The organism is Rhodobacter aestuarii (assembly GCF_900156655.1).
Classification (GTDB): Bacteria; Pseudomonadota; Alphaproteobacteria; order Rhodobacterales; family Rhodobacteraceae; genus Rhodobacter; species Rhodobacter aestuarii.
On sequence record NZ_FTOG01000002.1, the window covers coordinates 273,701 to 294,316 of the forward strand.

At 59.2% G+C, this 20,616-nt stretch carries 20 protein-coding genes; 14 read left to right on the forward strand and 6 right to left on the reverse strand.

Annotated features, from left to right (window positions below):
- Positions 1-78: 78 nt before the first annotated feature.
- Positions 79-1,866, forward strand: coding sequence for an ABC transporter transmembrane domain-containing protein (locus tag BW967_RS04495; protein ID WP_076483851.1), 1,788 nt, complete (start codon positions 79-81; stop codon positions 1,864-1,866).
- Between the two features lie 149 nt (positions 1,867-2,015).
- Positions 2,016-3,908, forward strand: a complete 1,893-nt coding sequence (locus tag BW967_RS04500) for an acyl-CoA synthetase (RefSeq protein ID WP_076483852.1) — start codon at positions 2,016-2,018, stop codon at positions 3,906-3,908.
- Positions 3,909-4,019: 111 nt separating this feature from the next.
- Here the strand turns inward: BW967_RS04500 and BW967_RS04505 are convergent, their stop codons facing one another.
- The 3 genes from BW967_RS04505 to ettA all read right to left on the reverse strand — a co-directional run bounded on the left by BW967_RS04505 (position 4,020) and on the right by ettA (position 7,101).
- Positions 4,020-4,157, reverse strand: coding sequence for an entericidin A/B family lipoprotein (locus BW967_RS04505; RefSeq protein ID WP_076483853.1), 138 nt, complete (start codon positions 4,155-4,157; stop codon positions 4,020-4,022).
- Between the two features lie 181 nt (positions 4,158-4,338).
- Positions 4,339-5,385 (reverse strand): SIR2 family protein, encoded by a 1,047-nt coding sequence (locus BW967_RS04510; protein WP_076483854.1) that lies wholly within the window; start codon positions 5,383-5,385, stop codon positions 4,339-4,341.
- 60 nt (positions 5,386-5,445) lie between these two features.
- Complete coding sequence (gene ettA, locus BW967_RS04515; RefSeq protein WP_076483855.1) at positions 5,446-7,101, reverse strand: energy-dependent translational throttle protein EttA; 1,656 nt, start codon at positions 7,099-7,101, stop codon at positions 5,446-5,448.
- A 123-nt stretch (positions 7,102-7,224) separates the two neighbouring features.
- Here ettA and BW967_RS04520 point away from each other — a divergent pair, with 123 nt between their 5' ends.
- From BW967_RS04520 to BW967_RS04530, 3 genes are all read left to right on the forward strand, one after another.
- Entirely contained in the window at positions 7,225-7,986 is a 762-nt protein-coding gene (locus BW967_RS04520; protein WP_083951933.1) for an ion channel, read from the forward strand.
- Positions 7,987-8,217: 231 nt separating this feature from the next.
- Entirely contained in the window at positions 8,218-8,634 is a 417-nt protein-coding gene (locus BW967_RS04525; protein ID WP_076483856.1) for a hypothetical protein, read from the forward strand.
- A 601-nt stretch (positions 8,635-9,235) separates the two neighbouring features.
- Positions 9,236-9,652 carry a hypothetical protein gene (locus BW967_RS04530; protein ID WP_076483857.1) on the forward strand — a complete coding sequence of 139 codons (417 nt, stop codon included), beginning with the start codon at positions 9,236-9,238 and terminating at the stop codon, positions 9,650-9,652.
- 73 nt (positions 9,653-9,725) lie between these two features.
- On the opposite strand, the gene BW967_RS04535 is transcribed toward BW967_RS04530, so the two are convergent.
- The 3 genes from BW967_RS04535 to BW967_RS04545 all read right to left on the reverse strand — a co-directional run bounded on the left by BW967_RS04535 (position 9,726) and on the right by BW967_RS04545 (position 12,755).
- A complete protein-coding gene (locus tag BW967_RS04535; protein WP_076483858.1) occupies positions 9,726-10,118 on the reverse strand; it encodes a hypothetical protein in 393 nt (130 codons plus the stop codon).
- A gap of 133 nt (positions 10,119-10,251) precedes the next feature.
- A complete protein-coding gene (locus BW967_RS04540; RefSeq protein ID WP_108188603.1) occupies positions 10,252-11,877 on the reverse strand; it encodes a calcium-binding protein in 1,626 nt (541 codons plus the stop codon).
- 134 nt (positions 11,878-12,011) lie between these two features.
- Positions 12,012-12,755: an N-formylglutamate amidohydrolase gene (locus BW967_RS04545; protein ID WP_076483860.1), complete on the reverse strand. Its 744-nt coding sequence runs from the start codon at positions 12,753-12,755 to the stop codon at positions 12,012-12,014.
- A gap of 132 nt (positions 12,756-12,887) precedes the next feature.
- Here BW967_RS04545 and pyk point away from each other — a divergent pair, with 132 nt between their 5' ends.
- The 9 genes from pyk to pheT all read left to right on the forward strand — a co-directional run bounded on the left by pyk (position 12,888) and on the right by pheT (position 20,567).
- Positions 12,888-14,333: a pyruvate kinase gene (gene pyk, locus BW967_RS04550; RefSeq protein ID WP_076483861.1), complete on the forward strand. Its 1,446-nt coding sequence runs from the start codon at positions 12,888-12,890 to the stop codon at positions 14,331-14,333.
- Positions 14,334-14,363: 30 nt separating this feature from the next.
- Positions 14,364-14,594, forward strand: a complete 231-nt coding sequence (locus BW967_RS04555) for a hypothetical protein (protein WP_076483862.1) — start codon at positions 14,364-14,366, stop codon at positions 14,592-14,594.
- Positions 14,595-14,715: 121 nt separating this feature from the next.
- Positions 14,716-14,916: a 50S ribosomal protein L35 gene (gene rpmI / locus BW967_RS04560; RefSeq protein ID WP_076484010.1), complete on the forward strand. Its 201-nt coding sequence runs from the start codon at positions 14,716-14,718 to the stop codon at positions 14,914-14,916.
- A gap of 16 nt (positions 14,917-14,932) precedes the next feature.
- Entirely contained in the window at positions 14,933-15,301 is a 369-nt protein-coding gene (rplT, locus tag BW967_RS04565; RefSeq protein ID WP_076483863.1) for a 50S ribosomal protein L20, read from the forward strand.
- Positions 15,302-15,425: 124 nt separating this feature from the next.
- Positions 15,426-16,508: a phenylalanine--tRNA ligase subunit alpha gene (gene pheS / locus BW967_RS04570; RefSeq protein ID WP_076483864.1), complete on the forward strand. Its 1,083-nt coding sequence runs from the start codon at positions 15,426-15,428 to the stop codon at positions 16,506-16,508.
- A complete protein-coding gene (locus BW967_RS04575; RefSeq protein ID WP_076483865.1) occupies positions 16,508-17,038 on the forward strand; it encodes a hypothetical protein in 531 nt (176 codons plus the stop codon). Before pheS ends, BW967_RS04575 begins: the two co-directional genes overlap by 1 nt.
- A 176-nt stretch (positions 17,039-17,214) precedes the next feature.
- Positions 17,215-17,733 (forward strand): DUF4760 domain-containing protein, encoded by a 519-nt coding sequence (locus BW967_RS04580; RefSeq protein ID WP_139327795.1) that lies wholly within the window; start codon positions 17,215-17,217, stop codon positions 17,731-17,733.
- Between the two features lie 134 nt (positions 17,734-17,867).
- Positions 17,868-18,149 (forward strand): YrhK family protein, encoded by a 282-nt coding sequence (locus tag BW967_RS04585; protein WP_076483867.1) that lies wholly within the window; start codon positions 17,868-17,870, stop codon positions 18,147-18,149.
- A 9-nt stretch (positions 18,150-18,158) separates the two neighbouring features.
- On the forward strand, positions 18,159-20,567 hold the full coding sequence (gene pheT / locus BW967_RS04590) for a phenylalanine--tRNA ligase subunit beta (protein ID WP_076483868.1): 2,409 nt from the start codon (positions 18,159-18,161) through the stop codon (positions 20,565-20,567).
- Positions 20,568-20,616: the final 49 nt, after the last annotated feature.

The following is a 20,616-nucleotide window of genomic DNA, read 5'->3' on the forward strand; positions in this document are numbered from 1 at the left end:
CCGACGGGTGACCCGACAAGAGCCTTGCCCTGTGGTCAAGCCGCTCCTAAACGAGATCAAACGCATCAGGGAGAGACGATGGCCCGCAGTCCGCAAGCCCCGCTGGAAGACCGTCCTAAGACCAAACGCGTCGCCGGATTAAGGGGCCTTGCGCCCTTCCTTGCCCCCTACAAGATGATGGCCGTGGCCACGCTCGCCGCCCTTGTGGCCACCGCTTGCGTGACGCTGATCTTGCCAGTGGCGGTGCGTCGCGTAGTGGATAGCTTCCAATCGGGCGGTGAACTGCTCGACGAATATTTCCTCGCCGCCCATATCATTGCCGCGCTTTTGGCGCTTGGCACGGCGGTGCGCTACTGGCTTGTGTCGCGTTTTGGCGAACGGGTTGTGGCCGATATTCGCAAAGCGGTGTTTGACCGGGTGATTGGCCTTTCGCCCGCCTTTTACGAAAAGATCCTGACCGGCGAGATCATCTCGCGGATCACCACCGACACAACCTTGATCCAATCGCTGATCGGCTCTTCCGTTTCGGTCGCGCTGCGCAACCTGCTGATCTTGATCGGTGGGTTGATCATGCTGATGCTCACTTCGGCCAAACTGACCGGGTTGGTGCTTTTGATCGTGCCGCTTGTGGTGGTGCCGATCATCATCATGGGGCGGCGGCTGCGCAAGCTGAGCCGTGAAAACCAAGATTGGATCGCCTCTTCTTCCGGCTCCGCCTCTGAGGCGCTTTTGTCGGTGCAAACGGTGCAAGCCTTCACCCATGAGCCGCGCACCCGCGCCGCCTTTTCCGATGTGACAGAGAAAGCCTTTGGCGTGGCCTCGGCCCGGATCACGATGCGCGCGGTGATGACGGCGCTGGTAATCTTCTTGGTCTTTGCCGGGATCGTTGGGGTGTTGTGGATCGGCGCGCGCGATGTGCGTGCGGGCGCAATGACGGTGGGCGAACTGGTCCAGTTCGTCATTTATGCGGTGATGGTTTCTGCCGCTGTGGGTGCGCTGAGCGAGATTTGGGGCGAGCTTTTGCGCGCCGCGGGCGCGACCGAGCGGCTGGTGGAACTGCTCAATTCCGAGGATTCGGTGCAAGACCCGGCTGAGCCCAAAGCTCTGGCCTTACCCGCAAAAGGCGCGATCACCTTTGACGATGTGACCTTCCATTACCCGTCGCGGCCGGAAATGTCGGCGCTGAACACGGTCAATCTTTCGATTGAACCGGGGGAAACGGTGGCGCTGGTTGGCCCCTCGGGCGCGGGGAAAACGACGATCATTCAAATGATCTTGCGGTTCTATGACCCCGAAACGGGTCGCATTTTGATTGATGGGCAAGATCTGCGCAGCCTCAAACGCGCTGATTTCCGCCGGGCCATTGCACTTGTGCCGCAAGACCCGGTGATCTTTGCCACCACGGCGCGCGAAAACATCCGCTTTGGGCGCCCCGAGGCGACGGATGCCGAGGTGGAGGAAGCCGCCCGCGCCGCCCATGCGCATGATTTCCTCTCGGCCCTGCCGCAGGGCTTTGACACCTATGTGGGCGAGCGTGGCGTGATGCTGTCTGGCGGGCAAAAGCAACGTATCGCGATTGCGCGGGCGATTTTGCGCGATGCACCGATCTTGCTGCTTGATGAAGCGACCTCGGCGCTGGATGCCGCCTCGGAGCGCGCGGTGCAGGCCGCCTTTGACGAAATGCGCGCCGATCGCACCACGCTGATTGTGGCGCACCGTCTGGCCACTGTGAAGAAAGCGGACCGGATCGTGGTCTTTGACCAAGGCGAGATCATTGCCCAAGGCACGCATGAATCGCTGGTGGCCGAAGGCGGGCTTTATGCGCGGCTCGCGCGGTTGCAATTCACCCAAGGTGGTGAAGAGTAACGCCCTTTTGCGATTGGCCGAAAACAGGTTTTCGCCGCGTCATCGGGTGATTACGTGACGTTTTGCCGCCGCCCACCCTTGCCCAATTGCTCGTTTTTCCGGCATTCTGGGTTCAAGGTCCGCAGAGGAACGGGCCGGGGAGGAAGATCATGACAGAGACTTTTGCGACCGTGGCCGACCGGGACCGCGTCGAGCAGCAGATGCCGTGGGAAGAACGTGACCGCGCGCTCACGATGTATGATTTCCTCTCTCGGGTGAAAGCGCAGCATGGCGCGCGCCCGGCGCTGACCTTCCAGATCACTTCGGGGCCCAAAGACCCGGCGGTGACATGGACATGGGATCAGGTGCATGCCCGTGTGACGCAAGCCGCGAACCTTCTGCGTAGCCTTGGCGTGCAAGAAGATGATACCGTCGCCTACCTGCTGCCCAACTGCCTTGAAACGGCGGTGGTGTTGCTGGCGGGCTCGGTCGCCGGGATCGTGAACCCGATCAACCCGCTTTTGGAGGCTGAACAGGTCGCCGCGATCTTGCGCGAAACCAAGGCCAAAGTTCTGGTAACGCTGAAAAGCTTCCCCAAAACCGATGTCGCACAAAAGGCGGCAGAGGCGGTGAAACACGCGCCGAACGTCAAAGTGGTGCTGGAGGTCGACCTCAACCGCTACCTGACCGGGGCGAAAAAGCTAATCGTGCCCTTTATCCGCCCGAAAACGCATCTGAAGCATCATGCTGACGTTTATTGCTTCAATATCGCCTGTGATGGCATGCCCGCTGATCATCTGGTGTTTGACGATGCCACGGGCGACCGTGTTTCCGCCTATTTCCACACTGGCGGCACCACCGGCATGCCCAAGGTCGCACAGCACAAATATTCGGGCATGGTCTATAACGGCTGGCTCGGCGGCACGCTATTGTTTGACCATAAAGACGTGATGATCTGCCCGCTGCCGCTCTTCCATGTGTTTGCAGCCTATCCGATCTTGATGTCTGCCATTGCCTCGGGCGCGCATGTCGTCTTCCCCACCCCTGCGGGCTATCGTGGTGAGGGGGTCTTTGACAATTTCTGGAAGCTGGTGGAGCGCTGGCAAGTGAGCTTCCTGATCACCGTGCCCACCGCGATTGCCGCGCTGATGCAGCGCAAGGTGGATGCCGATATCTCAAGCCTGCGCACGGCGATTTCTGGCTCGGCCCCGTTGCCGATAGAGCTTTATAACCGCTTCAAAGAGGCGACCGGGGTCGAAATCTGCGAAGGTTACGGGCTGACCGAAGCCACCTGCTTGGTCGCCGTAAACCCGGTCGATGGCGTGAAAAAGGTGGGGTCGGTCGGCCTGCCCCTGCCCTATTCCCATGTGCGGATTTTGCGCCGGACAGACACCGGCTTTGACGAATGCGGCGTGGATGAGGTGGGTGAGATTTGCGTCGCCAACCCCGGCGTGTTTGAGGGCTCGACCTATACCGAGGTGGACAAAAACCACGATCTTTTCGCCGAAGAACGCTTCTTGCGCACCGGCGACTTGGGGCGGCTCGACCCCGATGGCTATTTGTGGATCACCGGGCGGGCGAAAGACCTGATCATTCGCGGCGGCCACAACATCGACCCCGCCGAGATTGAAGAGGCGCTGCTGAGCCATCCGGCGGTCAGCTTTGCGGGCGCCATTGGCCAGCCCGATGCTTTTGCGGGCGAATTGCCCAGCGCTTATGTGGAGCTGGTGGCAGGTGCAAGCGTCACGCTGGACGAGCTGGCCGCCCATGCCAAACGTCACATCCACGAACGCGCCGCCGTGCCCAAACATATCGAGATTTTGGAGGAACTGCCCAAAACCGCTGTGGGCAAAATCTTCAAACCCGATCTGCGCAAACGCGCGATCACGCGGGTGCTGAACGTCGCCTTGGCCGAGGGTGAAGTGGCCGCGCATGTGGTGGCGGTGGTCGAAGACAAAAAGCGCGGCCTTGTCGCGAAACTCGCCACCACCGGCGAGTTGGACGAGACCAAACTGCGCCATGTCTTGGGGCAATTCACCGTGCCCTGGGATTGGGCGGAGTAGGCTAAGGGGCATCGACTGGAAGACCAGTCCCCGTCCGATTTCGCGACCACCCAGAATAAAAAAGCCCCGGCACAAGGCCGGGGCATCGCGCATCTTGGCAAATGAACGAATTTACATCTCGCTTTGCGCCTCGGCGGCCTCGCTCGTCACGGCGGAGCCGGCGGCTTGCATGTCGCGCCCGGCGCCTTTGACGGTTTCACAAGCGGTCAGCGCAAAAATGGCCAGCAGCGGAATTGCGATCTTGGTCATCGGGTCTCTCCCTTGGCTAATCTTTCCACCCAAACGCACAAAAGCCGCGAAGGGTTCCCCTCGCGGCTTTTGGCATGATGTCGGGGCAACGAAGTGGATAACCGTTTCAGCCGCAGAAAGCTTAACCAGACGGCAAGCTGCACATTCAGGTTTCGAACCCGCGAGGATCCCACCACTCAGATCAGTCTTTACCTACGGCAGGACAATACCACTCTCGAAACTCTTGAATGTTTTCCAGACGAACTATTTTGAAATCATCGCGATTCAATGCCTCGCGCCATTTTTTGTCGCGCTCTAGATCGGCATCTTCTCCACGATACTCGACAATGCGGATAGAGTTCGCGGGAGCCTTCTTAGAGAGCAAATCGTTGAGGTGAACATCTTCACCTCCATAACCCAGCAAAATAATATTATTGGATCTCGGAACGATAGCTCTAAATTTTCCCCAATACTGCCTAAGAATCTCGGAACTTTGTATTATGTAACGTTTAAACTTCACACTCGTCAGCACAAGGTGCGTGCTGCCATGTCCATGATAATCTGCGAGTTGCGCACGCGTAACTTTCCGTGGCTCACCATCTTCATCAACAAACAGCGGCGACCCATGAAGATGTAGGAACCAGCCCTCCTTTTCAGCATCGTAGAAGCCTTCGGCCATCGAAAAATCAAACTTTCCCTTTTTAAAAAAACCATCTCTTAGAAGATGTCTATTAAAAATATCCGTACCACAAAATGCTTCGTAAAGAAGATCGTCATAATTCAACGTAGCAATGTGAGCACCATGCGAGCGAATGTGATCACGCAAGCATTCAGAAAAATCGGCTTTGACCTCCGAATCTAGCCCCTCAACCTTAAGAGAATCCCGATCCAGAAAATAGCATGCTGCGTGGTGAAAATATCTGCGGATTGCGGCAGGAAACTCACGCCCATGGCCTGACAACCAGCCTTCTCCGGCGCCATTTCCAAGGCGGTCTTCAGTTTTGGATATAATGTCACAGGCGGATAGAATGCGCTGTAACTCTTCTAGTTGGTCCTCTCTCTGCGGAGCATCCGCGTCTTCATCTTCAATTACCTCATCCGGCAAACACGCACGAATCAGTTCTTTTTGATGTTCCGTCAAGCCATCTTCAACGTTCCAAGCATGTTCCAACGCACGTTTCAAATCGAAGAAATCGTTTGAGATAGAACGCCCCAAGCCATTGCCGAATATGAATAGTGATTTAACCAAAATAAAGCCTCCGCACCTGTGGCGCGAAGGCTACTATCATAAAAGATACGAGTAAATCTATTAACGCGTAAACTTCTTATACTTCACCCGCTTCGGTTCCACCGCATCGGGGCCGAGGCGGCGGATTTTGTCTTCTTCGTAATCTTCGAAGTTGCCCTCGAAGAACTCGACATGCGCCTCGCCTTCAAAGGCAAGGATATGCGTGCACAGACGATCAAGGAAGAAGCGGTCGTGGCTGATGATGATCGCGCAGCCGGCGAAATCTTCGATCGCCGCTTCCAGCGCTTGCAGGGTTTCCACGTCCAAGTCGTTGGTCGGTTCGTCGAGCAGCAGCACGTTGCCGCCCGATTTGAGCAGTTTTGCCATATGGACGCGGTTGCGTTCCCCGCCCGACAAAAGGCCCACTTTCTTTTGCTGATCGCCGCCTTTGAAGTTGAAGGCGCCACAATAGGCGCGCGAGTTCACCTGCGCGTCGCCAAGCTCGATCAGTTCCGCCCCGCCGGAAATCTCTTCCCAAACGGTTTTATTGGCATCGAGCGCGTCGCGCGACTGGTCCACATAGGCGAGCTTCACCGTGTCACCATAGCTGATGTCGCCGGCATCGGGGGTTTCTTGGCCGGTGATCATCCGGAAAAGCGTGGATTTACCGGCGCCGTTCGGCCCGATCACACCCACAATCGCCCCCGGCGGGATGCTGAAGGACAGATTTTCGATCAGCTGGCGGTCATTGTAGTGCTTAGCCAGACCTTCGACCTCGATCACCTTGCCGCCAAGGCGCGGCCCGTTCGGAATGATGATCTGCGCGGTCGAAATCCGGTCGCGTTCGGATTGATCGGCCATTTTCTCATAGGCCGAGATACGGGCTTTCGACTTGGCCTGACGGGCCTTGGCCCCGGCACGGATCCACTCAAGTTCTTTCGCCAGCACTTTTTGCTTGGCTTTATCCTCGCGGCTTTCCTGCTCAAGGCGTTTCGCCTTTTGCTCCAGCCAGCTCGAATAGTTGCCCTCGTAGGGGATGCCCCGGCCGCGGTCGAGTTCCAAGATCCAGCCGGTGATGTCGTCAAGGAAATACCGGTCGTGGGTGACGATCAGGATCGTGCCTTTGTATTCGATCAGGTGCTTTTGCAGCCAGGCGATGGTTTCGGCGTCAAGGTGGTTGGTCGGTTCGTCGAGCAGCAGCATGTCGGGCGCTTCAAGAAGCAGCTTGCACAAAGCGACCCGGCGGCGTTCGCCGCCCGAAAGCGTCGCGACATTGGCATCATCGGGCGGGCAGCGCAGGGCTTCCATCGCCACGTCGATCTGGCTGTCGAGATCCCACAGGTTCTCTGCGTCGATCTCGTCTTGAAGCTGCGCCATTTCCTCGGCGGTCTCGTCCGAGTAGTTCATCGCCAGATCATTGTAGCGCGCGATTTTCGCGGTCTTTTCCGCGACGCCGAGCATGACGTTTTCGCGCACGCTCAGGCTTTCATCCAGCTGCGGCTCTTGCGGCAGGTAGCCGATCTTGGCGCCCTTGGCGGCCCAAGCCTCGCCGGAGAAATCCTTGTCCCAGCCCGCCATGATGCGCAGAAGCGTCGATTTACCGGCGCCGTTGACACCGACCACACCGATTTTCACGCCGGGCAGGAAGTTCAGGCGGATGTTTTCGAAGCATTTCTTGCCACCCGGATAGGTCTTGGAGACACCATCCATGTGGTAGACATATTGATAGGAAGCCATGCGCGCACCTTTGGGAATGAGGGTTTGGTGGCTAGATAGGGGAAATGGCCCTTCGGGGGAAGGGGCGGAAAGGCGCAGTTGGCAACTGCGCAAGGGTGTTTTAGCCTGTCTTCAGAGGTGGGCATGCTGAAGACACTGAGAAAACTCTACTTTGGCAATTCGAAACGCGCCCATGCGTTTCGCTACGGGCTATTGGCCTTTGACCTGCTGACGGTGGTCTTTGTCATCACCACCTCCTTTTTTCCCCACACTGCGGCGGTTGAGACGGCCGATGAGGTGATTGGCGTGGTGATCGTGCTCGATTTCCTGGCCCGCTTCGCGATTGAGCCGCGCAAGCTGATGTTCTGGGCGCGGTTCTCCACCTGGGCCGACCTTGTGGCTTTGGTGTCGTTTATCGCGCCCGTGGCAGGGGAAAGCTTTGGCTTCATGCGGGTGCTGCGCACGCTGCGGCTCCTGCACGCCTATCAGATGCTCAGCCGCCTACGGCAGGATTTCAGCGCGTTTCGCCGCCATGAAGAGGTGATTTTGGCCACGATCAACCTGCTGGTCTTCCTGTTTGTGATGACCGGGCTGATCTATGCAACGCAGTTTCCCTCGAACCCGCAGATCCAAAACTATGCCGACGCGCTTTATTTCACGGTGACCACGCTCACGACCACCGGCTTTGGCGACATAACCCTGCAAGGCACCTCGGGTCGGCTTTTGGCTGTGGCGGTGATGATCTTTGGCGTGACCCTGTTTTTGCGGCTGGCACAGGTGCTCTTTCGCCCCTCCAAGGTGAAATACGAATGCCCCACCTGCGGGCTCAAGCTGCATGATGCCGATGCGGTGCATTGCAAGCATTGCGGCACGATCGTGCATATCGACACCGAAGGCTACACCTGACCTTTCCCATCGCTGCCAGATTGATGCGCTGCAACGGGTCGTTGCGGTGGCAAAAAAGTTCCCGTTTTTCCAGTTCACATCCACGCGACAATGGTTTTTCAGCGCACAATAGATGGTGCGTTTCGATGAATTCACACACCAAGCGCACAGGCCTATATCTCCCTCATGACGACGGAACAACCCGCCGACCCAACCTAAAACACTGATAGATATAGAGAACTGGAGAATATCATGCGTACCACTGTTGCCCTTGCCGCTGCCGCCCTTGCTCTGAGTGCAGGCTTTGCCAGCGCCGCCGAACCGAACCAAGGCCTGAAACAAATCGCGGCCTATCTGGGCGTGGATGCGGGCGCCTACAGCGCGACCGAACTGCACGAACTGCTCGCGGCGCGCAAAGACGGCGACCAATCGACCTACGCTTATCTGCTTGAGCGTGGCGACCTGAACAAAGATGCGGCCACCTCGGCGGGTAAATCCCAACTCGCGGCGCAGCTGAAGCTTGACCCGTCGGAATACACCTCGAACGAGTTGACGCTGATCAGCGAAGCCCGCCGCGATGGCGACCGGAATGCGGAAAACTTCCTGCTCAAGCACGAAAACCGCAACAACATCTACCACCCGGTGCCGCAAATCGGCCGCGACAGCTGATTTGAGATCACAGACAACCAAAAGGGCAGCTCCTCACGGGGCTGCCCTTTTTGCATTTAGCCCCATAGTTCCCAGCGCTCCGAAGCCGGATCGCGGCTAAGCGCAATACCTCAATCATGGTGCGAAGCCTCCGCTCAAGCGTCGCAGCGCAGATCCGATTGCCGTGACGAGTGCGCTCCGCATGCGCGACGCATTCCACACCGATCCCCGCACCGCGCCGCTTGAGCGCTGGTGACAGGCGAGTCGCCAGGGCCAAGCCTCTCCTCCCTGATGAAAGATTGCTACCCACCTGCAGACAGAAGCTGCCTCCGCCTAGGCAGTGCATTCCGCGCCATTCTGCCTATTGCGGCCCTATGAGGCCTCAGGCGGCGACGCCCCTCCCGCACCTTGACGAAGGCGAGCACCCAAACGGAAGCGGCCCGAGTTGGTTCCGTATACCATCGCTCACAAACGTGCGATTTTGGTTCATTTTTGCACATTAGTTGGCTTAATTAGATAAATTTACAGTCCATTCGCACAGTCCTATATCTTCCTCATGAAGACGAAACGAGCCGTCAAAAAAACCTAACACACTGATAGATATAGAGAACTGGAGAACATCATGCGTAACACCGTAGCCATCGCCGCCGTCGCCCTTGCACTTGGCACCAGCTTTGCCAGCGCCGCCGAACCGCGCCAAGGCCTGCAACAAATTGCCGACTACCTTGGCCTTGATGCGGGCGCCTATAGCGCGACCGAACTGCACGAACTTCTGGCCGCGCGCGATGCCGGCGACCAATCGACCTACGCTTATCTGCTTGAGCGTGGCGACCTCGCCAAAGATGCCGCCGCCTCGGATGGCAAATCGCAGCTTGCCGCGCAGCTTGGTCTGGATGCGTCGGCCTTCACCTCCGCAGAACTCACCCAAATCAGCGATGCCCGTCGCGATGGCGACCGGAATGCGGAGCATTTCCTGCTCAACCATGAAAACCGCAACAACATCTACCACCCGGTGCCGCAAATCGGCCACGACAGCTAATCCGATGCGACAACAAGAAAGGGGCAGTTCCTGACGGAGCTGCCCCTTTTTTTATGGAGATACGGCAGCGCGCCTAGGCGCTGCGAAACCGGATCACGGCGGGATGCAGCAAGGCTGCGTGCGTGGCTTCCACGATCACAGCGGGAAACCCCTCGATCAGCAAACGCACATCGCGCCCGATTTGCTCAAATTGCAAATCCTCTGCGCGGGGCACTGGCCCTTCGATCGCCAGTTCGATCTCATCGCCCGGCCGAAAGCCCGTGATCCGCGGCAAGGCCTCAAGCGGCACATCCTCAACACGCCGCGCCGATGGAGCTGCTCTGAGACGCGCGCTGCGCCGTGGCTTCAAGGGCTCGAGGGGTTCAAACGCCTGATACTGTGCAGCACGCCGTGCAAACAGCCGCCGCAACTCGACCCAAAGCACAATCACGATTGCGCAGCTTAAAGAGAGGATCAGTGCAAACATTGACCCTGTCCTCCTTGCAAGGTTTCAGATCGACCGGACACCCAACCGACAGATCGCAAAAGACAGATCGCTTTGAAACCCCTCTCGCACCAAAGGCGCGAGAGGCTGTGGTAATGCCCTAAGCGCGAAAGCCTCAGGCTGATTCCACCAAGCGCACGTTGACGCTCGTGACCGGGAATTGCGCCGGGTCGACCCCGTCGATGACCATAAGCGCTTTGCCGTTATAGCTGATCAGCGTGCTATTGCTGCCATAAGCCGAGGTCGTCACCGTGCCAGCCAAACTATCGGTCAGCACTTCGACAGCATCGCTGCCCACCTCAAAATCAGTCACATGGACTAGATCGTAGGTGTCAGGCTCATCGGTTGCGGCCAGGAAGGTGTCGTTCCCGCTCCCCCCCGTCAACAGCGCCCCATCCTCACCGGCGAGCGTGTCATTGCCCGCACCGCCATCAAGGATCGACGGACCGGATGCAGACGCTTCGCCAAGCGCGCCAAGGAAATCATCGCCATCGCCGCCAAGCAACGTATTCATCCCGCCCGTCGCAACAAGCGAGTCATTGCCTGTGCCGCCATCAAGCAAGTTGTTCCCGGCAGTATCGACCAACACATCATTGTCAGCGCCGCCGTTCAGCGTGTCATCGCCATCGCCGCCGTTGAGAAGATCGCCACCCGTGTAACCATTGAGCAGGTCATTGCCAGCACCGCCGAGAAGGAGGTCTGTATCACTGCCCCCATCGAGGTTGTCATCCCCAGCGCCGCCGTCCAAGATGTCATTGCCGGTGTTGCCGATCAGATAATCATCGCCGTCACCGCCCTCGAGGCTGTCATCGCCTGCTTCGCCGTAAAGCGTATCGCCGTTGCCGCCGCCCAAAAGCGTGTCATTGCCATCGCCGCCAAACAGGGTGTCGAAGCCATAACCGCCATTGAGCAGGTCATCGCCGCCAAGCCCCTCGATGAAATCGGCCCCAAGCCAGCTTGCGATATCATCATCGAATTCGGTGCCGGTCAGGCTGTCAGCCCCGTTGGTGCCAACCATTTGCAGGCCAGCCTGCTGCTGTGCGCCAACCAAAGTCGGATAGATGACGGTTGTGTCATCATCTTCGATGGTTAGCGAAACCTGCCCATCCAGATCGGCGGCCGAACCGCCATCAAAGAAGGCCACGGTCTCCCCGCCGAAGCTGAGCGACGCGCCGCCATCGACATCTTGCAAGGTGAAGGGCGTGCCGGGTGTGTAAGAGCTCACGCCGAGGATGAACTCCTGATCCTCATCCGGCGTGAAATCGGAAACGATGACAGGGTCATCGCCGCTTTGCCAAACAGACACAAAGAGGTCACTGCCATCACCGCCAACGAGCGTATCGCCATCATCGCCAACCAGCGTGTCATTATTCGCGCCGCCTTGAATAAGGTCCGCGCCGCTGCCGTCCAGATCAACGGCTGCAACAAAGTCGTTGCCATAGCCGCCATGCAGCGTGTCAGAACCCGCGGTGTCAATCAGCTCATCCGCCCCGAGGTTGCCGCGCAGAACGTCGTTGCCCGCGCCGCCAAGGATCGAGTCATTGCCGTGGCCACCGTCGATATAATCATTGCCGTCGGTGCCGATGAATTCCTCGTCGTCGTCGTCGCCGAAAATCGTTACGCCGAGACCGGTGTTGGACTGTTCGTTGTTCGAGGAACCATCGTCGTCATCGTCGCCCCCCGCGAAGGCCAAACCAGCGAGCAAGAAAGGGAACATCGAAAGAAGAATGAGACTGCCCATGGCACGCTCCAATAAATACACGTTAATAAATCGCTACCTTCCAGCCATACTTTTGGCAAGAAGACCCTAAACCTTGGATGATAATTGGGAAATTATGGAAACAATGCGGCACGCAGACGGCATTTGTTTCGCGCTCAAAGGCCGCTCTGCCTCAATGTTGCCATAAGAATGAAGGCGAGCCGCGCAGCCCAATCAGATTGGCCCGATTCGGTCTCAATCAGATCCTGACGCAGCTCAATCAGCACATTTGGCCGCCCCAGCCCCAAGGCGTGGCGGTCGATGCTGTCGCCCACCAAATGCCCGGCATAGGGTTCATTGTCGCCTACACAGATCCCTTCTGCCTCAAGCGCCGCAATCAGCGGGAGCGCCAAACGACTATCAAGATGCGAATGCAGGATGCCGACCTCCCACGGGCGCGGCGCACGCCCGCGCAACCGCGGCGTAAACGAATGGATGGCGCAAATCACCGTATCGGAGGAACGCGCCGCCAACAGCTCCAACGCGTCGTGATAAGGCCGATGCAGCCGCGCAAGGCGTTCCTCCACGCCCGCCGCCGATATGCCCCGGTTCGCAGGGATCACTGTGCCATCATAGAGTTGCATGACCAAAGTGGGATCGTCTTCACCCCGGTTCGGGTCGATCACTAGGCGCGAGAAATCGGACCAGATGATCGGCGCCTCCAGATGCGTTGCCAATTTTTGCGCCAGACCAAGTGCCCCGATGTCATAGGCGATGTGGCGCCCCATCTCGGCGGGCGCGATCCCCAGATCGCCGCCCCCCACCCAATCGGGCACACGATTGGTGGCGTGATCCACCGTCACAAGCCAGCGCGCGGCACGATTTTCGGTGATCTGATGAAAAGGTGCATCCACAGTCATGGTTTCTTCGTCATTATGTTGCACTGAAGATTTAGACGGCCCGCAGGCGGAGTGCCAGTTGCCCTGAGCAAAGTTTTACGGCATAGAGAACGCGGCCCACGAAATGACAGCAACACGAACACCCGAGGACGCATGAGACGCCTTCGCAATGTCAAGATCGTGGCCACGCTTGGCCCCGCATCTTCTGATTACAAAACCATCCGCGCATTGTTTGAGGCGGGCGCAGACGTGTTCCGGCTCAACATGAGCCATGGCACGCATGACGAACACCGCGTGCGCTATGACATCATCCGCCAGATCGAGGCCGATACCGGGCGCCCGGTGGCGGTTCTGGCCGACCTTCAGGGGCCAAAGCTGCGCGTCGGCACCTTTGCCGCCGTCGCCGCCGAGCTTGAAGAAGGCCAAATGTTCCGGCTCGATCTCGACCCGACTGAGGGCGACAGCCACCGTGTGTGCCTGCCCCACCCGGAGATCTTCGCCGCCCTCGAAGCGGGCGCGCGGCTGCTCGTCAATGACGGGAAGATCCGGCTCAAAGTGTTGGACTGCGGCCCCGATTACGCCAATTGCGAAGTGATGGTGGGCGGCACGATCTCCAACCGCAAGGGCGTGAACGTGCCTGATGTGGTTCTGCCGCTGGCCGCACTGTCCGACAAAGACCGCGTTGATCTGGAATTTGCCTGCGAACTGGGGGCCGACTGGCTTGCGCTCAGCTTCGTGCAGCGCCCCGAAGACGTGATCGAAGCCAAGGAGCTGGCCAAGGGCCGCGCGATGGTGCTCTCGAAAATCGAGAAACCCTCGGCAGAGCGCGCCTTTGACGAAATCCTTGAGGTCTCCGACGGGATCATGGTCGCGCGGGGCGATCTGGGCGTGGAACTGCCTGTTGAGGCTGTGCCGCCGATCCAAAAGCGCTTGATCCGCAAATGCCGCGCCGCCGCCAAGCCGGTGATCGTGGCGACGCAGATGCTCGAAAGCATGATCGAGAGCCCGATGCCGACCCGCGCCGAAGTGTCGGACGTGGCGACGGCCATCTATGAAGGCGCCGATGCGGTGATGCTTTCGGCGGAATCCGCGGCCGGGCGCTACCCGATTGACGCGGTGCAGACGATGAATGCGGTCGCCCAATCGGTCGAAAGCGACAGCACCTACCGCGACATCATCGAAGCCAGCCGCTCGGCGGTGCGTCAAACGGTGACCGATGGCATCGTGGCTGCGGCGCGCGAAATCGCCGAAACCACCGATGTTTCGGCGATCTGCTGCTACACCCAATCGGGCAAAACCGTGGGCCTGGTGTGCCGCGAACGCCCGCGTGTGCCGATCATTGCGCTGTCGCCGATCACGCAAACCCTGCGCAAGCTGTGCTTGAACTGGGGCGTGCATGCGGTGCGCTGCGATAAGGTGAGCCGCTTCAAAGAAGCCGTGGTCAATGCCGCCCGTGCGGCGCGCGACTATGGCTTTGCCGATGAAAGCCACCAGATCATCGTTGTAGCCGGTGTTCCCTTCAACGTGACCGGCACCACCAACATCTTGCGCGTCGCGCCTTGTGACGAACGATTGATCTACCGCACCGACCCGGAGTAACCTTCGTTAACGAAGACTCCGGAGGCCACGATGCATAGCGCCGATCTCTATCTTGTTTTGGGCATCATCGTGGCCGCGTTTGCGATCCCGGCGGTGATTTCCGCGTTTTCCGATAGCCGCCCGCCCCGCGCCGCCGCGATTGCGGTGCTGGTGGGCGGCGGGTTGATCCTCTTCGCCTTCATCTCACGGCCGGGCGGCTACACGCCCGACCAGATCCCTGCCGCCTTCACCCGCGTTCTGGCTTGGCTCCTGAACCAATAGAAAAAGGTCGGTTTTCCCTTGCCAAAAGCTGCGGGGCAGTCTAAAGGCCCCCACCTACCCCGCGCGGCCGGCCAATAGTGGCATGCCGAGTCGTGCGTTCACTCTCGAAAAGGAGATGAAAATGCCCAAGATGAAGACAAAATCGGCCGCCAAAAAGCGGTTCAAATTCACCGCGTCCGGCAAAGTTATTGCTGGTCCGGCTGGTAAGCGCCACGGCATGATCAAGCGCACCACCAAGTTCATCCGCGACAGCGCGGGCACGATGATCTTGTCCGATGCGGACGCGAAGATCGTCAAAAAATACATGCCCTACAACCGCTGATCAGGAGGCCTGAAACATGTCCCGCGTTAAATCCGGCAAGGTGACTCACGCCTCGCACAAAAAAGTTCTGAAGAAAGCGAAAGGCTACTACTCGGCCCGTTCGCGTAACTTCCGTACCGCGACCCAAGCCGTCGACAAGGCGAACCAATACGCCACCCGCGACCGTAAACAGCGCAAACGGAATTTCCGCGCGCTGTGGATCCAGCGTATCAACGCTGCTGTGCGCGCGTTCGACGCCGATATGACCTATTCGCGTTTCATCAACGGTCTGGCGCTCGCCGGGATCGAAGTGGACCGCAAAGTTCTGGCCGATCTCGCGATCGCTGAGCCGGAAGCGTTCGGTGCCATCGTCGAAAAGGCGAAGGCTGCCGCGGCCGCTGCCTAATTTCCCCTTTCGGGAACACATTGACCCCCGCGCGGCACCGCCCTCGCGGGGGTTTTTCTTTGATCTGCTTGAAATCGGGGCGCGGCGCGGTATGAACAGCGCAACCACCCCAAGGAGAGACGTCATGACCGCGCTCGATGTGCTTAAAGCGAAATATCTCGAAGGCATCGAGGCCGCTTCCGATGAGGCGAGCCTGGAAGAGTTGCGGCTGGCCGCGCTGGGTAAAAAGGGCGAGATCAGCCTGAAAATGCGCGAACTGGGCAAAATGACCCCGGAAGAGCGTCAAACCACCGGCGCCGCGCTGAACCGTCTGAAAGACGAGATCGACGCCGCCCTGCGCGCGAAGAAAGAGGCGCTTGCCGATGCGGCGCTTGAAGCGCGCCTGCAATCGGAATGGCTGGATGTGACGCTGCCGGGCCGCCCGCGCCGCCAAGGCACGATCCACCCGGTTTCCCAAGTGATGGATGAAGTCACCGCGATCTTTGCCGATATGGGCTTTGCCGTGGCCGAAGGCCCGCAGGTGGAAAGCGATTGGTATAACTTCGACGCGCTCAACATCGCGCCCGAACACCCCGCCCGCCAAGAGCATGACACGTTCTTTATGGCGCGCGACGCGGCCGACCCGCGCCCGCCGCATGTGCTGCGCACCCACACCAGCCCGGTGCAAATCCGCTCCATGCAAGCGCAAGGCGCGCCCATCCGCATTATCGCGCCGGGCCGTGTTTACCGCATGGATATGGACCAAACCCACACCCCGATGTTCCACCAAGTCGAGGGTCTGGCGATTGGCAAAGACATCTCGATGGCGAACCTGAAATGGGTGCTCGAGGAATTCTGCAAGACCTTCTTTGAGGTGCCCTCGGTCGAACTGCGGTTCCGCGCCAGCCACTTCCCCTTCACCGAACCCTCGGCCGAGGTGGATATTCGCTGTTCGTGGGACAATGGCCAGTTGAAGATTGGCGAGGGCAATTCGTGGATGGAAATCCTTGGCTCGGGCATGGTGCACCCCAAAGTGCTGAGCGCCGCCGGGATCGACCCGAACGAATACCAAGGCTTTGCCTTCGGCATTGGCATCGACCGTCTGGCCATGCTGAAATACGGCATCCCCGACCTGCGCGCTTTCTTTGAAAGCGACCTGCGCTGGCTGCGCCACTATGGCTTTGCGGCGCTGGATTTGCCGACGGTGTTTGGGGGCTTGAGTAAGTAATGCAAGAAATTACGGCATGTCAGGAAATATGCCGGGATTTCTCGTGGCTTGGCGCTATACCTACGATTTTGGAAGGGATCGTAGATGTGGCCCCCGCCGCCGCAATAGTATGGGCGAGTTGGAGTTACTTCAACAAAGTGCGCCTCGACAGAGACGCTGATCTCAGAAGACTTCGTCAAGAAGTGTATGGAAAATACTTGTTTGAGGTGGCGGAAGCGGAAAAAGAAATGTTCAAAGTAGGCGGTTTTGATCCTGCAAAACCTGCCATGCGCTTCCACGAGGAATTGACACTGATCGCTCCGAAACCCGTCCTAGACGCGTCAAAAGAATTCATTCGGACAGTCTTCTTTATCGGCCTAGACTTTGGGATGAAAAAGCGAGCCGAGGGTGCCGAACTCGCGGAACTGATCGAAAAAGAAAAGGCTTCGCGAGCAACTTATGCTACTGCCCATCAGAAACTTCTTACCGCTATGCGCCAAGATCTATTGGCGGGGAGTTCGATTCCAGTTGCACTCGGCGACGAAGAGTAACAATCACAATAATTCACCTCTCTCACTAACAGCCCCCACCCCGCGCTAACTGATCTTTCATTTGACGCCTGCATGCTTGGCCCCCATATTGTCTCTAACGGCAACCACAAAGGGGTAAGCCCATGAAGACCAGCAGAACCGTTGACCTGCCGCGTGAAGGTTGGGGCGGCTAATCCGTGACGGAGCCGCTCCCGCAAGCCGTGATGGCCAGCGGAAATGTCTTTATCAGCTACGGCCCTCTCATCTCGGCGGGGGCCGTTCTTGTATCGGCCATCGTGGCGGGCATCATTGCGCTGCGCAACATTGCCGAACAGCGCAAGATCGCGCGCCGCCGCGCCACGCTGGACCTGATCTCGCACCGCGAATGGGATGGCGATTACATCCGCATCCGGGCCGAGTTCAACAAACTCAAGCTCTCGCACCCGCCGCTCGAGTTCTGGGCCGCCGAGGAACATAAGGATTCGCCCCAGATCACCGTGATCCGCTCCATCTTGAACGATTACGAAATGATCTCGATCGGCATTCGCGAAGGCATTTTGGACGAGGCGCTTTACAAACGCTGGTTCCGCAGCAGCCTTGTGAACGACTATCAAAAAGCCAAGGCAACGATTGATACGATCCGGCAGCGCACCGGCGTGCCCACGATCTATGCCGAGTTTCAGGCGCTGGCAGAGCGCTGGACCAGCAAAAAGTGACCTTTTCGCCTGCATTTCATCGTTTCACAGTTGGCGGGAGTGGACTAAGAAGCCCACAACCCGCTGGGCAGGCGTGGCGGCGTTAAGCGCCCTCTGCCCGGCCCCACCCTTGACCTGGCCACCCGCATCACCGCATGTCTTCGCTTTTTGAAACAGATCACCGTCAAGGCTCGACCGAGCAGCGCCGCTTGTATGCGCTGTTTGAGATTGCCTATACCTTGGTCGATTTCGGGGCGGCGCTGTGTTTCATCGTGGGCTCGGTCTTTTTCTTTTACGACACACTCGTCTTTCCCGGCACATGGCTCTTCCTGATCGGGTCGATCCTGTTTGCCGCCAAACCCACCCTGCGCCTTGTGCGCGAGTTGAAACTGCTGCGCATGGGCGATTATGCCGATATCGCCGAACGCCGAAAATAGGGGTCCACTATGAAATTCACCCTCTCCTGGCTGAAAGACCATCTCGACACCGACGCTTCGGTGGACGAGATCGCTGAAGCGCTCACCGACCTTGGCCTTGAGGTTGAGGAAGTCGTGAACCCTGCGGCGAAACTGGCCACCTTCACGCTGGCCAAAGTGCTGCATGCCGAAAAGCACCCCGATGCGGATAAGCTGCGCGTGTGCAAAGTGCTGACGAACGAGGGCGAGAAGGTCATCGTTTGCGGCGCGCCGAATGCGCGTGAAGGCATCACCGTCGTTTTGGCGAAACCGGGCGACTATGTGCCGGGCATTGATGTCACCCTTGGCGTGGGCAAAATTCGCGGCATCGAGAGCCACGGGATGATGTGCTCCGAACGCGAGTTGGAACTGTCGGACGAGCATAACGGCATTATCGAACTGCCCTCGGGCGAGGTCGGGGACACATTCATCGACTGGCTGGCCGAAAACCGCCCCGAAGCGGTGGACCCGGTGATTGAAATCGCGATCACGCCGAACCGCCCCGATGCGTTGGGCGTGCGCGGTGTGGCGCGGGATTTGGCCGCGCGCGGTATTGGGCAGTTGAAACCGCTCGAAGTGGAGGCGGTGCCGGGCGGATTTGAGAGCCCGATTTCGGTGCAAATCGACCCGGCGCTGAAAGAAAAAGGCTGCCCGCATTTCACCGGGCGTTTGATCCGTGGCGTGAAGAACGGCCCCTCCCCCGCATGGCTGCAAGCGCGACTGATGGCGATTGGCCTGCGCCCGATCTCGGCCTTGGTCGATATCACCAACTACTTCACCTATGATCTGAACCGCCCGCTCCACGTCTTTGACGCGGCGAAAGTGGCGGGCAATCTGCGGATCATCCCCGCCAAGGGCGGCGAAGAACTGCTGGCGCTGGATGGCAAGACCTACACGCTCAGCACCGGCCAAATGGTGATTTGCGACGACAAAGAGCCCGAAAGCTTGGCCGGCATCATGGGCGGCGAACTTTCCGGCGCGACCGAAGACACGGTCGACGTCTTCCTCGAAAGCGCCTATTGGGACCCGATCACCATTGCCGCCACGGGCCGCGCGCTGAAAATCAACTCCGATGCGCGCTACCGCTTTGAGCGTGGCGTGGACCCGGCCTTCACGCTGCCGGGGCTGGAACTGGCGACGCAAATGGTGCTGGATCTGTGCGGCGGTGAAGCCTCGAACGTGGTCTCGGATGGTGCGCCGCTGGATACCACCCGCGCCTATAAGCTCGACCCGGCCCGCGTGATTTCGCTTGTTGGGATGGATATCCCGGAAGCGACGCAACGCGAAACGCTCACCGCGCTTGGCTTCACGCTTGAGGGCGATATGGCCACCCCGCCGAGCTGGCGCCCCGATGTTTTGGGCGAAGCCGATCTGGTCGAGGAAGTGGCGCGGATCGCCTCGCTCACCAAGCTTGAAGGCAAGCCGATGGCGCGTGAAACCACGGGCGTGCCCGATGCCATTTTGACGCCGCTGCAAGTGCGCGAACGCACGGTGCGCCGCACGATTGCCGCGCTTGGCTACAATGAATGCGTGACCTACAGCTTCATTGATGCGAAATCGGCCACCCTTTTTGGCGGCGGGGCCGAGGCCACGCGGCTGGAAAACCCGATCTCCTCGGAAATGACCCATCTGCGCCCCGACCTTTTGCCGGGGCTCTTGCAAGCCGCCGCCCGCAACCAAGCGCGTGGCTTTGCCGATCTAGCGCTGTTTGAGGTTGGGCCGGCCTTCACCGGCGGCGAACCGGGCGACCAAGTGCTGCAAGCGGCGGGTCTTTTGGTTGGCGCATCCGCCCCGCGCGACCCGTGGGGCTCGCGCCGCGCGGTGGATGTTTATGACGCCAAGGCCGATGTCGAAGCCGTGCTGAGCGCCATCGGTGCGCCTGCACGCGCGCAAATCAACCGCAAGGTCGCGGGCTGGTTCCATCCGGGCCGGTCGGGCAATATCGCGCTTGGGCCGAACCTGATGGCGAGCTTTGGCGAAGTGCACCCGAAAGTGCTGCGCGAAATGGGCGTGAAAGGCCCGGCAGTCGCGTTCACGCTGCATATCGCTGCCGTGCCCTTCCCGAAGGTGAAAACCCCCACCCGCGCTGCGCTGAAACTGAGTGATCTGCACGCCGTGGAGCGCGATTTCGCCTTTGTGGTGGATGCGGGCGTCGAGGCGATCACCGCCGTAAACGCCGCCTACGGCGCCGATAAAACGCTGATCGAGGCGGTTTCGGTCTTTGACCAGTTCACCGGCGCGAAAGCCGAAGAACAGATGGGCCCGGGCAAAAAGTCGATCGCGCTTTCGGTGCGGCTGCAACCGCGCGACAAAACGCTGACCGATGCCGAGATTGAGGCCGTGGCGCAAAAGGTGGTCGATAAGGTCACTAAAGCCACCGGCGGCACGCAACGCAAATAACCGCGCGTCGCGTGACGCAAGTCACGCTGTGCAAAGGGCAAAAACAGGT

Coding starts and splice junctions, on each gene's coding strand:
- BW967_RS04495 (WP_076483851.1), top strand. CDS start 79: ATGGCCCGCAGTCCGCAAGCCCCGCTGGAAGACCGTCCTAAGACCAAA.
- BW967_RS04500 (WP_076483852.1), top strand. CDS start 2,016: ATGACAGAGACTTTTGCGACCGTGGCCGACCGGGACCGCGTCGAGCAG.
- BW967_RS04505 (WP_076483853.1), bottom strand. CDS start 4,157: ATGACCAAGATCGCAATTCCGCTGCTGGCCATTTTTGCGCTGACCGCT.
- ettA (WP_076483855.1), bottom strand. CDS start 7,101: ATGGCTTCCTATCAATATGTCTACCACATGGATGGTGTCTCCAAGACC.
- BW967_RS04520 (WP_083951933.1), top strand. CDS start 7,225: ATGCTGAAGACACTGAGAAAACTCTACTTTGGCAATTCGAAACGCGCC.
- BW967_RS04525 (WP_076483856.1), top strand. CDS start 8,218: ATGCGTACCACTGTTGCCCTTGCCGCTGCCGCCCTTGCTCTGAGTGCA.
- BW967_RS04530 (WP_076483857.1), top strand. CDS start 9,236: ATGCGTAACACCGTAGCCATCGCCGCCGTCGCCCTTGCACTTGGCACC.
- BW967_RS04535 (WP_076483858.1), bottom strand. CDS start 10,118: ATGTTTGCACTGATCCTCTCTTTAAGCTGCGCAATCGTGATTGTGCTT.
- BW967_RS04540 (WP_108188603.1), bottom strand. CDS start 11,877: ATGGGCAGTCTCATTCTTCTTTCGATGTTCCCTTTCTTGCTCGCTGGT.
- BW967_RS04545 (WP_076483860.1), bottom strand. CDS start 12,755: ATGACTGTGGATGCACCTTTTCATCAGATCACCGAAAATCGTGCCGCG.
- pyk (WP_076483861.1), top strand. CDS start 12,888: ATGAGACGCCTTCGCAATGTCAAGATCGTGGCCACGCTTGGCCCCGCA.
- BW967_RS04555 (WP_076483862.1), top strand. CDS start 14,364: ATGCATAGCGCCGATCTCTATCTTGTTTTGGGCATCATCGTGGCCGCG.
- rpmI (WP_076484010.1), top strand. CDS start 14,716: ATGCCCAAGATGAAGACAAAATCGGCCGCCAAAAAGCGGTTCAAATTC.
- rplT (WP_076483863.1), top strand. CDS start 14,933: ATGTCCCGCGTTAAATCCGGCAAGGTGACTCACGCCTCGCACAAAAAA.
- pheS (WP_076483864.1), top strand. CDS start 15,426: ATGACCGCGCTCGATGTGCTTAAAGCGAAATATCTCGAAGGCATCGAG.
- BW967_RS04575 (WP_076483865.1), top strand. CDS start 16,508: ATGCAAGAAATTACGGCATGTCAGGAAATATGCCGGGATTTCTCGTGG.
- BW967_RS04585 (WP_076483867.1), top strand. CDS start 17,868: ATGTCTTCGCTTTTTGAAACAGATCACCGTCAAGGCTCGACCGAGCAG.
- pheT (WP_076483868.1), top strand. CDS start 18,159: ATGAAATTCACCCTCTCCTGGCTGAAAGACCATCTCGACACCGACGCT.